Source organism: Hymenobacter bucti (assembly GCF_042681145.1).
GTDB lineage: Bacteria > Bacteroidota > Bacteroidia > Cytophagales > Hymenobacteraceae > Hymenobacter > Hymenobacter bucti.
Genome location: NZ_JBHUFD010000001.1, coordinates 263,660 through 275,992, shown reverse-complemented (window position 1 = coordinate 275,992; position 12,333 = coordinate 263,660). Strand labels below are relative to the sequence as shown.

The 12,333-nt window shown below is 59.5% G+C and carries 11 protein-coding genes; 3 read left to right on the top strand and 8 right to left on the bottom strand.

Annotated features, from left to right (window positions below):
* Nucleotides 1–317: 317 nt before the first annotated feature.
* The 8 genes from ACFSDX_RS01080 to ACFSDX_RS01045 all read right to left on the bottom strand — a co-directional run bounded on the left by ACFSDX_RS01080 (nucleotide 318) and on the right by ACFSDX_RS01045 (nucleotide 9,762).
* Nucleotides 318–1,025 carry a Crp/Fnr family transcriptional regulator gene (locus tag ACFSDX_RS01080; protein ID WP_382311262.1) on the bottom strand — a complete coding sequence of 236 codons (708 nt, stop codon included), beginning with the start codon at nucleotides 1,023–1,025 and terminating at the stop codon, nucleotides 318–320.
* 192 nt (nucleotides 1,026–1,217) lie between these two features.
* Nucleotides 1,218–2,867: a 2-oxoglutarate dehydrogenase complex dihydrolipoyllysine-residue succinyltransferase gene (gene odhB, locus ACFSDX_RS01075; protein WP_382311260.1), complete on the bottom strand. Its 1,650-nt coding sequence runs from the start codon at nucleotides 2,865–2,867 to the stop codon at nucleotides 1,218–1,220.
* A 32-nt stretch (nucleotides 2,868–2,899) separates the two neighbouring features.
* On the bottom strand, nucleotides 2,900–3,304 hold the full coding sequence (locus ACFSDX_RS01070; RefSeq protein ID WP_382311258.1) for a HEPN domain-containing protein: 405 nt from the start codon (nucleotides 3,302–3,304) through the stop codon (nucleotides 2,900–2,902).
* Entirely contained in the window at nucleotides 3,291–3,614 is a 324-nt protein-coding gene (locus ACFSDX_RS01065) for a nucleotidyltransferase domain-containing protein (RefSeq protein ID WP_382311256.1), read from the bottom strand. Before ACFSDX_RS01065 ends, ACFSDX_RS01070 begins: the two co-directional genes overlap by 14 nt.
* 82 nt (nucleotides 3,615–3,696) lie before the next feature.
* Nucleotides 3,697–6,618 carry a 2-oxoglutarate dehydrogenase E1 component gene (locus tag ACFSDX_RS01060; RefSeq protein WP_382311255.1) on the bottom strand — a complete coding sequence of 974 codons (2,922 nt, stop codon included), beginning with the start codon at nucleotides 6,616–6,618 and terminating at the stop codon, nucleotides 3,697–3,699.
* A gap of 302 nt (nucleotides 6,619–6,920) precedes the next feature.
* Nucleotides 6,921–8,114 carry an L-dopachrome tautomerase-related protein gene (locus ACFSDX_RS01055; protein WP_382311253.1) on the bottom strand — a complete coding sequence of 398 codons (1,194 nt, stop codon included), beginning with the start codon at nucleotides 8,112–8,114 and terminating at the stop codon, nucleotides 6,921–6,923.
* 115 nt (nucleotides 8,115–8,229) lie between these two features.
* On the bottom strand, nucleotides 8,230–9,246 hold the full coding sequence (locus ACFSDX_RS01050; protein ID WP_382311251.1) for a hypothetical protein: 1,017 nt from the start codon (nucleotides 9,244–9,246) through the stop codon (nucleotides 8,230–8,232).
* Nucleotides 9,247–9,360: 114 nt separating this feature from the next.
* Complete coding sequence (locus ACFSDX_RS01045; protein ID WP_382311249.1) at nucleotides 9,361–9,762, bottom strand: hypothetical protein; 402 nt, start codon at nucleotides 9,760–9,762, stop codon at nucleotides 9,361–9,363.
* A gap of 146 nt (nucleotides 9,763–9,908) precedes the next feature.
* Between ACFSDX_RS01045 and ACFSDX_RS01040 the strand changes: the two genes are divergently transcribed.
* The 3 genes from ACFSDX_RS01040 (at nucleotide 9,909) to ACFSDX_RS01030 (ending at nucleotide 12,255) form a co-directional block, all read left to right on the top strand.
* Entirely contained in the window at nucleotides 9,909–10,331 is a 423-nt protein-coding gene (locus tag ACFSDX_RS01040; protein WP_382311247.1) for a hypothetical protein, read from the top strand.
* A gap of 159 nt (nucleotides 10,332–10,490) precedes the next feature.
* A complete protein-coding gene (locus ACFSDX_RS01035) occupies nucleotides 10,491–11,129 on the top strand; it encodes an RNA polymerase sigma factor (RefSeq protein ID WP_382311245.1) in 639 nt (212 codons plus the stop codon).
* Between the two features lie 55 nt (nucleotides 11,130–11,184).
* Nucleotides 11,185–12,255 (top strand): energy transducer TonB, encoded by a 1,071-nt coding sequence (locus ACFSDX_RS01030; RefSeq protein WP_382311244.1) that lies wholly within the window; start codon nucleotides 11,185–11,187, stop codon nucleotides 12,253–12,255.
* Nucleotides 12,256–12,333 lie beyond the last annotated feature (78 nt).

Genomic DNA, 12,333 nt, shown 5'->3' with positions numbered 1-12,333 from the left:
TAATTATTAATTATTAACATAATACAAATATCTATTTTGGTTAAAGTGCTTACTACCAAAGTTAAGCGAGGATAATTTGCAATGCGCTTCTGCCTTTTAACTATGACAAAGCTCGGCGTACAGCTGGTTTTGAAAAATGATAAACATCATTTTTCAGGATGATTATAGTCAAAATATATCATTTTCACGCTTTACACAGATTAGGAATAAAGTAACAAGTAGCTTTGTCCAATCAATCCTGGCTTAAAGCCAACGAGCAGGCCAACTACTTGCGCTAACCTGCTCGCAACTCAAGAAATTTTACGGACCTAGGGGCCTTAGTCGTACATCGTAGCGAGTTCTTGCAGGCGCGTCGGCCTAAGAATGGTAATCTGGCTGCCGCGCGTGGCAATCAAACCGGCATCCTTGAACTCGGAGAGCAGCCGGCTCACCGTTTCTTTGGCGGTGCCTACAATGGCCGCCAGGTCCTCGCGCCCCAGCGCAATCCGGAAGGGCAGCGCGTCGCCCTCCTCATGAAAGGTTTGCTGCACTTGCAGTAGGGCCAGGGCCAGGCGCTCGCGCACTGGCTTGTAGGCCAAGTGAAGCATGCGCTGCTCCGCTCGCCCCAGCGCGTGGGCCAGCAGCTGCATCAGGGCGGCCGCAAACTGCTGGTTGGCTTGTACTAAGTGCAGAAAATCGGGACGGGGCAGGAAGCACACCACGCAGTCTTCCAATGCCACTGCCGAATGCGTGTAGCGAACGCCCGCCACGAGGGCGCGGTAGCCAGCTACTTCGCCCGCGTGCAGCAGATGCACTATCTGCTCCTTATTGTCGCCCGCTGCTTTCGACAGCTTTACCTTTCCTTGATAAATGCAGAATAGGCCCATAGCCTGGCTGCCTTCCTGGTAGATGAGCTGCCCCTTCTGGTAGTGCTGGCTCGATTTGTTGTTATTAATAAACTCCAGCTCCTCTGGCGAGCAGCAGCTCATCAACGGGTTCTTTCGGTGAGGGCACGCTTGGCACTCGGGTTTGGTAAAGCGTTGCATGTGATAGTAGTAAGTATATAGCGGACATGTCAAAACTACTTGATTACTGGAAAAATATACGAAGTGATAAATACGTAGTTGGTGAAAAGCAATACGTATTTACCACAGATTATCAGCCGCTAATAACACTTACAACAAAAAAGGCCCATTCTTATAAAAAAGAATGGGCCTTTTAAAATACTATTTATTCTATTAAATACCTAACAGCAGACGCGTCGGGTCTTCCAGCAATTCTTTTACCCGCACCAGGAAAGAGACTGATTCGCGACCGTCGATGATGCGGTGGTCGTAGCTCAGCGCCAGGTACATCATGGGGCGGATGACCACTTGGCCGTTCTCGGCAATGGGGCGCTGGATGATGTTGTGCATACCTAGGATGGCCGACTGCGGCGCGTTGATGATGGGCGTGCTCATCATAGAGCCAAATACGCCGCCATTGGTGATGGTGAACGTGCCGCCGGTCATCTGCTCAATGGTGAGCTTGTTGTCGCGCGCCAGGCCAGCAAGGCGACCAATCTCTTTCTCAATGCCGTCGAAGGACAGCTCCTCGGCGTTGCGAATTACGGGCACTACTAAGCCCTTGGGCGCCGACACAGCGATGCTGATATCGCAGAAATCATTGTAAACCAAATCGGTACCATCAATCTGCGCGTTCACGGCGGGCCATTCTTTCAGCGCCACGCACACGGCGCGGGTGAAGAAGGACATGAAGCCCAGGCCTACCCCGTGCTTCTCCTTAAACTTGTCTTTGAACTTGTTGCGCAGGTCCATGATGGGCTGCATGTTCACTTCGTTGAAGGTGGTCAGCATCGCCGTTTCATTCTTCACCGATACCAGGCGGCGCGCCACCGTCTTGCGGAGGTTGCTCATGCGCTCGCGGCGCTGGGCGCGGTTGCCAGCCGGCGCGGCGTTGGCCGCGCTAGGAGTTGCCGCCGGCGCGGTAGCAGGCACCGGGACAGCGGGCTTGGCTTGCGCATTCTGGGCATCTTCTTTCGTGATGCGGCCATCGCGGCCCGTGCCGTTCACATCAGCCGCGTTGATGCCTTTCTCACCCAAGATTTTGCCAGCCGCCGGCGAGGGCACTCCAGTAGCGTACGTGCTGGCACCGCTGCTGGCGGGCTGTGCGGCCGCCGGAGCGGGCGCCGCCGCTGGCGCGCTAGCGGCCGGGGCCGCTGCAGGCGCGCCGCTCCCACCTTCGATGCGGGCGATAGTGGCACCAATGCTGATGGTTTCGCCCTCCTGCACCGCGTGGCGCAGGATACCGCTACCCTCGGCGGGCAGCTCAAAAGTGGCTTTATCCGACTCTAGCTCGGCGATAACTTCGTCGCGGTTCACCTGCGCACCGTCCGGCTTCAGCCACTTAGCCACCGTTACTTCGGTGATGGACTCGCCCACGGCGGGGATTTTCATCTCTACCGTGGCCGCCGTAGCGGGCGCGGCGGTTGGCGCGCCGGGCGTGGCCGGGCTGCTATCGGTGCGGTCGGCGGGCTGGCCGCCGTAGCCCGACTGGTCACTGGCCTGGGGGTTTTGCTCACCTTGGGCGAGGGCGTCGCCACCCGCGGCGGGCGCAGCAGCCGGGGCGGCTTGGCCGTTGCTAGCGGGCGCACCCGCACCATCCAGTTCAGCGATAACCGTACCGATGCCGATGGTTTCGCCTTCGGCCACCCAAATTTTGAGGGTACCATCGGCTTCGGCGGGCAGCTCAAAGGTGGCCTTGTCCGACTCTAGCTCGGCAATGACTTCGTCGCGCTTCACGGCCTCACCGTCAGCTTTGAGCCACTTGGCGATAGTGACTTCGGTGATGGATTCGCCAACGGCGGGTATTTTGATTTCGGTGGGCATGGTAGGCGGGTGGTAGGAAAGCGTATTTAAGGTTAAATCAAAAAGGCTTGTGCCAGCGGGCGCAGCTTGGTGCGAAAGCGGTAGGCCATCGCTAGTAAGTCAGCTGAGGTAAAGCTGGGCGCGTCGTCGGTTTCGTAACGTAGGTCTACAGCAAATTCGGTTAGCGTGGCCGCATCGGCAAAGTCTTGTTGAGTAAATGACACAACACCAGCCTGTTGAAGCGGCCTAATTAGCGTAACGATATTATGGATAAACTGTAATGGTATCCCAGAAGCGACTAGTACAGCTTTTGCATATTTCTCCACTGCCTGTTGGCATTGAAATCCAATGTTTTCGTATAGGTGAGGTGCAGCATTGACAAGGGCTTCGGCCGCTTCCATGTCGTGGTCGGCCGTCAACAAAGACATAGCTACCCGCTGTTGGTCAGGCGTTGGCATAGAGTAACCGGCCTTGCTCAGCCGCGATAGTTTCTACCGAATAGGAAATGCCTGCGGCCCGCTCCATTTCTGCTGGTGTACGAATTAGAATATCCATTGCTGGAAATTCGTCGTTCCATAAATGACGCCACACAGCTACAGCCCTTTCAGCCCGCTTTGCTTCCGCATTCTCCTTAATAATAAGTAAGTCCAGGTCACTGTGCTCCGTTGGAACGCCGTAGGCATACGAGCCAAACAAGATAATCTTGTCTGGCGCGTAGCCTTCGACGATGCGCCGTACCACGGCCTGAATTTGCTCTTCAGTTATCATAGACCGCAGATTTAGCGGATTTAACGGATTGCGCAGATACGCCCGCCTGCGGCGGGCTGACTAGGCTGTTAGCTGCTTGGGGTTACTCCTGCTTTTTGGCGATTTCGGCGGTTTCCTCGATTTGCTCGGAGGCTACCTCCTCGCGGCGCTCGCCGAAGGCGCGGGCCACGATTTCCTTTTGCTCTTTTACGTGCACTTTGTTGTAGCCAGTGGCGGGCGAAGCCGAAGGCTTGCGGGCCACTACGTCTTCGAGCTCGCGGCGCATAAAGCGCAGCAAGTAGTTCCAATAGCCCATGTTTTCGGGCTCTTCCTGCACCCAGTACACTTTCGCACCGGGGTACTTGGCCAGCTCTACGTCGAGCTGCTTTTTGGGGAAGGGATGCAACTGCTCCAAGCGCACGATGGCCACATCCTTACGGTCGGATTTCTGCTGCTCATCGAGTAAGTCGTAGTAGACTTTACCCGAGCATAACAGCAACTTCTCTACCTGGCCCGCGTCGGCGAAATCGTCACCTAGGACCTCCTGGAAGCGACCGCTCGTGAAGTCCTCCACCGGCGACACGCAGAGCGGATTGCGCAGCATAGACTTGGGCGACATCATCACCAGCGGCTTGCGGAAGCTCCAAGTGAGCTGGCGGCGTAGGGCGTGGAAGAAGTTGGCGGGCGTCGTGATGTTGGCCACCACGATGTTGTTTTCAGCCGCGAGCTGCAAAAAGCGCTCGGGGCGGGCGTTGGAGTGCTCGGGGCCCTGGCCCTCGTAACCGTGGGGCAGTTGCATCACGATGCCATTCATACGCTGCCACTTGCTCTCGCTGCTCACGATGAACTGGTCAATCATGGTCTGCGCGCCGTTGGCGAAATCGCCAAATTGCGCTTCCCAAATCACCAGCGCCGTGGGGTTGGCCATGGCGTAGCCAAACTCGAAGCCTAGGACGGCATATTCGCTTAGCAGCGAGTTGTAGATGCTCAACTGCTGGTGCTCACCCTCCAGGTGATTGAGCGAATTGTACGGGGCTGACGTTTCGGCATCGTGCAGCACCGCGTGGCGGTGCGAGAACGTGCCGCGCTGCACATCCTGGCCGCTCACGCGCACCATGTGATTTTCGCTCATCAACGAGCCGTAGGCCAGCAATTCGCCAGCGGCCCAGTTGAGGGTGCGGGTCTCGTAGAACATTTTGCGGCGCTCCTTCAACAGGTTATCAATCTGCTTGATGGGCCGGAAGTTCTCAGGAATCGTCGTCAGCGCCTTCGCTACGCGCTCTACTACTTCTTCGCTGATGCCGGTTTCCGGCGACTGGTCGAAGTCCTCATTAGTGCTGCGGCGCAGGGTGCGCCACTCGTTTTCGAGCGCCTGGTACTTATAAGGTAGCGGCTGTTGCTTCACCTGGTCGAGGCGGGCTTGCAGCGTGTCGCGGAACTCCTTATCCATCTGGCTGGCCAGCTCGGCGTCTACGTCGCCGCGCTTTACCAGCGTGGCGTTGTACACCTCGCGCGGGTTGGGGTGCTTCGAGATAACGTTGTAGAGCGTGGGCTGGGTGAACTTAGGCTCGTCTGACTCGTTGTGGCCGTGGCGGCGGTAGCACACCATATCAATGAAGATATCGGCGTGAAATTGCTGGCGGTACTCGGTAGCCAAACGCACGGCGAATACCACCGCCTCGGGGTCGTCGCCGTTCACGTGAATCACCGGCGCGTCGATAATCTTGGCGAGGTCGGTGCTATAGATAGACGAGCGAGCGTCCTCAAAATCAGTCGTAAAGCCGACTTGGTTATTAATCACGAAGTGAATCGTGCCGCCCGTCTTATAGCCTTCGAGCTGCGACATCTGGGTCAGCTCATAGCCGATGCCCTGGCCCGCCAGCGCGGCGTCGCCATGGATGAGGATGGGCAGAATCTGGTGGTAGTCGCCGTCGTACTGGTGCTCGATTTTAGCCCGCACAAAGCCTTCCACTACCGGGTTCACGGCCTCGAGGTGCGAAGGGTTAGGTGCCAACTTCAGGTTGACCTTATTGCCGTTCACAGCTTCTACTTCCGACGAGTAGCCCATGTGGTACTTCACATCACCGTCGCCCATGGTGAGGTCGGGCGTAGCGGTGCCTTCAAACTCGCTGAAAATCTGCTCATAGGTCTTACCCATGATGTTGGCCAGCACGTTGAGGCGGCCGCGGTGGGCCATGCCAATCATCACTTCCTTCACGCCCAGCTCGGCGCCCCGGTTGATGATGGCATCGAGCGCCGGGATGGCCGTTTCGCCGCCTTCCAGCGAGAAGCGCTTCTGACCCAAAAACTTAGTATGCAGGAAGTTCTCAAAAACTACCGCCTCGTTTAGCTTCTTGAGAATGCGCTTCTTGTAGTCTACATCGGGGTTGAAGGCCAATGCATCGTGCTCGGTTTTTTGCTGAAACCAGTCGAGCACCTGCGGATCGCGGATGTAGGTGTATTCAAAGCCAACGGTACCGGCGTAAATGCTAGTGAGCGCGTTGACAATCTCACGCAGCGTGGCGCCCTGACCTAGGCCTAGGTCCTCGCCCTGACGGAATTTGGTATCCAGGTCGCTGTCGCTCAGGCCAAAGTCGCTCAGGTTCAGGCGAGCCTGGCGGTCTTTGCGCTCGCGCACGGGGTTGGTTTTAGCGCGCAAGTGGCCCCGGCTACGGAAAGCGTGGATAAGGTTGCGAACGGCCGTTTCCTTGTCGCTAGCGGTTTCGCCGGTAGCAAGGCCAGGGGCATTGTTGGTTGAGGCGTTGGTGTTCAGCACTCCGTAGGCATCGAGCTGCGGCACGGGGCCGGGCGCCGGGGCAGCGGCCGTTTTGGGGGCGCTGCCATTGGTTGCGCTGGTGGCGCTCGGCACTACTGGCGCACCCTCGGGAAACTGCTGCGAGAAATCAAACCCCTCAAAGAACTTACGCCAGCCAAAATCGACGGATTCGGGGTTTTGTTGGTACGCTTGGTAGAGCGTTTCTATGGCCGCCGCGTCAGCATTGGCAATATAGGAGTAAGTGTCCATGGCGGGAATTTGAAAAGATGCTTGAAGCAGTGCAAAATTAAAGTGGCTGGCTACAAACTAAAAACCTACATGCGGTTCCACAAATTGACCTGATAGTCAATCTGTTATTAGTTGAATAACACCTGTCACAATTGTATTTTACTGCCAATCTAAGCTAAAACGATGAATTTTGGGTGGTAGCCTTTTTCAATGTGCGCTATTGCGGGCTTCATACAAAGCCCGCAGTCGTTTCCAGCTAAAGACAGCTGAAAGCAACTACGGGCTTTATTGATAGTGAGTAATCAGCTGACGATGAGCATTCGCTACTTTGTCAGCGCCATTTTATAGATGCGATAAGGCACGTGCGGCTGACCGACGCCCTTGTTCCAGTTAGGCGACTTATCGAGCTGCGAATCGGTAAAGTATATTGACTTGCCATCGGGGTCCCAGGCAAAGGTATCGGGCCACTGCAGGCGGTCTTCCTTCACCACGGTTTCGGTCTTACCATCGGGGGTGCGGCGCAGAATTTCGCCATTTTCGAAGCCGGTCAGGTAGAGGTTATTCTTGCTGTCCAGTTCCATGCCATCGCAGGCGGGGGCATCGGGCAGCTTCTCAACGGCGGCCGTTACCTGCGCCTCGCTCAAGGCCGCGTTGCGAAGCACCGCTGTTTTGATGCGATAGAGCGAGTGGCCCGACAGAGCCCGGTAGTAGAGGTACTGGTTGTCGGTGCTGAGGGCAATGCCATCGGCCTTGAAAGCGCCGGGCTTGCCGGTGGGGTCGTAGAGACCGTGGCCCTTGGCCTTCGTGATAAAGCCGGGGTCAGGCAACGTGGAGGGCTGCTTGGCGAGCAGGCTGCGCGACTTGCCGGTTTTGAGGTCGGCCACGACCAACGAGCCGGTGCCCGACTCGGTCATGTAAGCGTAGTTGTTCTGGAGGTCGATGCGTACGTCGTTGAGGTACGACTTGCGCGGGGCCACGCTCTCGGGAAAGAGAATGGTTTGCACTACTTTGTTGGTCCTAGGGTCAGTTTTGACCAGCTTGGGGCCACCGGGCACGGTAAACTTGAGGCCCGGCGCGGCGGGGTCTAGTATCCATAGCATGCCCTGGCTATCGACGTAGCCGGCCTGGGGGCAAATCCAGTGTTTTTGCGGCTCGGCTTTTACCGAGTCGTTCCACGTGCACCAGCTGGCATCGGGGTAAGGCGTGAGGGTATTGTTGGCGCCCACCAGGGCCACTGGGAACGTCGGGTTGTAGTCCCAGCGCGGCGAAAAAGCGAACACCTTGCCGCCCGGCGCCACCGCCACACCCGTGACTTGCGGCGCGTTGATTTCGGCCACGATGCTCAGGGGCGAATTGGCAGGCGCGGGAGCAGCTACGTGGGTGGCGGTGGAGTCGGCCGGAATGGTGCCGCGGGCTTGGTCGCCGGTGGCGGGGCCGCTGTTGCAGGCGCTGGCCAGGGCGCCCAGCGTAATAACCGCCGCGGGGGCCGCCCAGGCGGGAGAGAAAGGAGAGGACATAACCTAGGGAGAGATGGAGAAACAAAAAGCCCCCGCTTACACAGAAGCGGGGGCTTTGCATACGGCCGATGCGAGGTAGCGTTCGGCCGAACTCACTTATTTTTTGGCGCTTGGCTTAGCCACTGTAGGCCAGCACGGCCAGCTGCTCGGCGGCCGCGGCGGCCGGTTGCGGCTGCTCCGCGGCATCGTAGAGTAAGCTGAGCGGCTGGAACGGGTTGCGCATAATCAACTCCTCGGTCAGGCTCCAGCGCGGCCACAGGCCGGTGAGGGTGTGCGCGTAGGCGAGGTTATCCCAGGGATTGAAAATAGTAGCCGTCACATCATCCACCAGGGCATCGAGCACCAGCTCGACATCGAGCGGGTCGAGAGGGCCGGGGCGACGCGGATAGATATCGGGCACGGCGGCCAGCAGGTAGGCGGCGTAGTAGGTGCGGGCCTTGAACTCGGCTACCTGCGCCGGGTGCAGAGGCCGCTGCGCATCGGCGTACACCTGGCGCATGGCCTGCCCGATAAACCCGATATCGACCAGCGTGGCCACGAGCACGGACCGACCGAGCTTGATGCTGAATACCAGCGTATTCAAGTCATCGTCGTATTCAAAAACCGGGGCTTCGTACTGGTCATCGACTTCCAGCACAAACACGGAGCCGGGCACGAAATCGGCGTAATCGGTGGGCACCCGTAGGCCTTGCAACAACTGAAAAAACGCCCGGAAGCGCTGAAGCAGCTGCGCATTTTCAGCCAACGGGTACAGGGGCTTGATGAGCGGCTGCTGCTGCTGCACCAGCTCGGCCGCGAAGATGCCGTAGAACATTTTGCCCAGCCACTGCCAGAGGCGGGCGGGCGGTAGCGCCCGCAGCGCGGCGGGTCCTTGCTGCGCCGCGGCCTCTATCTCGGCTTCCAGCGCCGCCAAGCGCGGGCGCAGCGCGGGGGCCACTGGCAGGCGCAGGGCCTGGTAGGTGGTTTGGCTGTGGTCAAGCAGGTAAACGGGGCGCTCGGCTAGGTGATAAGTAGCTTGCAGCCAGTCGGCAAACACCGGCACCGTGTCGGCAGGGCCCACGGGCTGGCCGGTCAGAAAACACCGACCTAGGCCAAATTGCATCCCCTCGAAGGGGTCATAAAGAGAAATCATAGCGACGCGAATAGCCGCCGCAAAGGTCGGCAAAAAGTAACGCCGCTACGCAACGAGGACCTAGGGCGCCATTGTCATGCGTCCTAGGTCCTCGTTGCGTAGCGGCGCTAGGGGCTAGCGCGAGAGCAGGTTACCGGCCTTTATGAGCTGGCGGCTCAGGTTGTGCAGGGCATCGGAATAGCCGTTGGCAGCTTCCTCGCCCACCTTGGCGGTTTCGGCACCTAGGCTGGCCAAAATCTCGGCCACCTCGTGGGCTTTGGTATCGGGGGCCTCCAGCAGTTGGCGCAACAGCTTGACCTCCTGGGCTACTTTGGCCAGGCCGGGGCGCTCGACAGATTCGAGCACTACTTCCCAGCGCTCCAGCTCGTGCAAGCCGGCGGCATCGTTGGCATCGGGCAAGCCGTGCTCGAGCAGGCCCAGGGTATCAGTGAGCAGGGCCGAGCTTTGCTCGTCGCTGATGTGCAGCGGCACGATGGGCGTGGGAGTAGGCTGGGGGGTGGAAGCGGTGGAGTCCATGAGAAAAGAAAGTTAAACTATGCGGCTATACTCAGGCCGCTGCAAAAAAGTTAGTTGCCACCCTAGGGTAAGGCAAAGGTTACCTTTTGGTCAATACCCTAATTAAGCACTACAACTTCATCTTTTCACCAGTTTCTCTTTTTGTTATGCATACCACTTTCAAATCCCTGCTCGCCGTTGCCGTTGCGCTTAGCTTCACCGCCTGCTCGACCGAAACCGACACCACCAAAAACGCCGACGGCACCACCACCACGACCACCGAAGTAACCACCCCAAGCACCGACGCGGCCGAAGCCAAGATGGATGCTGCTGGCGACAAAATGGACGCTGCCGGCGACAAGATGGAAGCCAAAATGGACGCCGCTGGCAATAAAATCGACGCCAAGCTAGACGAAGCCGGCAACAAAATGGACGCCGCAGCCGACAAAGCCAAGGCTAACGCCAACGAAGCCGGTGCCAAAATGGACGCCAAAATGGATGCCGCCGGCAACAAAATGGACGCCATAGGCGACGCCGCTGCCAAGTCGGTCCGCCAGACCAAGGAGAACATGCAGAAAGCTGCTAACTAGTTGGCGTAAAACCCTCTGGTTAACGCATTGCTTCGGAAAAGACAGCCGGCCGCAGGGTCGGCTGTCTTTTTTTTGCGCCGGGCGTGTGCAATTGGGCCCGGCTAGGCATCCTGCCGGTGGCAGGTAGGGAGTATTCGCGCCTACGCCTACCTTGCCGCCGTGTTGTTCCGCCGCCGCGCCACCGTCGTTTCTGCCGCTTCCCTCCCCGACCAGGAGGTGCTGGCCCGCTACCGCCAAACCGGCAGCGTGGCCGACCTAGGTATACTCTACGAGCGGCACTTGCCCGAGGTGTTTGCCGTGTGCCGCCGCTACCTGGCCCCGCCCGACGAGGACGCTCAGGACGCGACCATGCACCTCTTCGAGCACCTTGTAACCAAGCTGCGCACCCACGTGCCCGATAATTTTTCGGCTTGGCTCTACACCACCGCCCGCAACTATTGCCTTATGGAATTGCGCGCGCGCCAGCGCGGCACCGCCAGCGGCGGCCCCCTGCTGCTGCTGCCCGACGCGGCCGATGTGGAGCTAGCCGCCGCCCGCCACCTACCCGATGCCACTGCCGACGCCGACGATACGGCCCAGCACGAAGCCGACTTGCAGGCCCTAGAGGCGGCCCTAGGCCAGCTACCCGCCGAGCAGCGCCGCTGCCTAGAGCTGTTTTACCTGGAAGAAAAATCGTATCAGGAGATTGTAGCAACCACCGGCTTGGCCCTGAACCTGGTCAAAAGCCACCTCCAGAACGGTCGCCGCATGCTCAAGCGCAGCCTGCAAAAAGAATTGAGAATGAACAATAAGGAGTAAAAATCATCCCTACCTCAATTTCTAATTCATAATTTCTAATTCATAATTCACCAAGATGCTGCCCACCAACCCGCTACTGAACGCTACTGCCCCGGCTGGCCCGCACCTGCCCGCGGCCCTGCTGCGCCAGTATGCGGCGGGCACGCTGGCACCCGCGGCCCAGCACCGCGTGGAGGCTCACACCCTAGGTTGCCCGCGCTGCGCCGACATCCTAGCCGGCCTGCTGCAAACGCCCGCCGCCACCACCGACCAGGCCGTGGCCCAGCTGCAACAGCGGCTGCGGCAGCGCGTGCAGCAAGTAGCGCCCGCCCGCCAGGGGCAGCGCCTGGCCCCCCGGCGGCCGCGCTGGCTGTCGCTCCAACTGGCGGCCGCGGCGGCATTGCTGCTGAGCATGGTAGCTGGCGGGTGGTGGGCGTGGCGGCAGCGCCAAGCCCCGCCGCAAGTCGCCACTTCCGCGACGTTGCCAGCGGCAGCCGGGCCAGCCGCTACGGCACCGCTCGCCTCCCCTACCCCGGCCGCCGTGCCCGAGGCACTACCCACGCCAGCTGTGGCGCCGCCGACGGCTCCGCTGGCGCACCTCGGCGCCCGGCGCCCGCATCGGCGGGCAGCGCCCGCTTCGGCTGCCGCGCCCTTGCGGGCTGCCCAAGCAGCCGAGGCCCCGGAGGTCGTTATACCGGCGCCCGCCGCGGCGCCAGTGCCTGACCTGATTGCCAGCCAAGCGCCCCACCGGCCCGACAGCCTTTCGCCTGCGCCCGCTACTAAGCCGCTGGTGGCTAGCCGCAGCTTTACCACCGACCCGGCCCACGTACGGGATGCTGCGATGCCGGCCGCCCGAAAAATTGCGCCCATGCCCATGGGGGGCATGGCCAGCCTTCGCGAACAGCTGCGCCGTGAGGCCGCCGAGTTTGTGCCCGAGGTGCCCGAGCGCTCGCTCTCGGGCACCGTGCAGCTTCGCCTCACCATCGGGACCGATGGCAAACTGGAAGCCATCAGCGTTTTGCGCGGCCTACGCGCCGACTACGATGCCGAGGCCCAGCGCTTGGTGCGCGACGGCCCCGCGTGGGTACCGGGCATCAGCGGCGGGCGGCGGGCGGCGCTGCAAGTTGATGTAGCGGTACCGTTTTGATGGAAGGTGATTAGGTGAGAAGGTTAAAAAGTGAGTAGGTAAATAAGTATCGGAGTTCAAGCTTGCTGACTTTCTTAT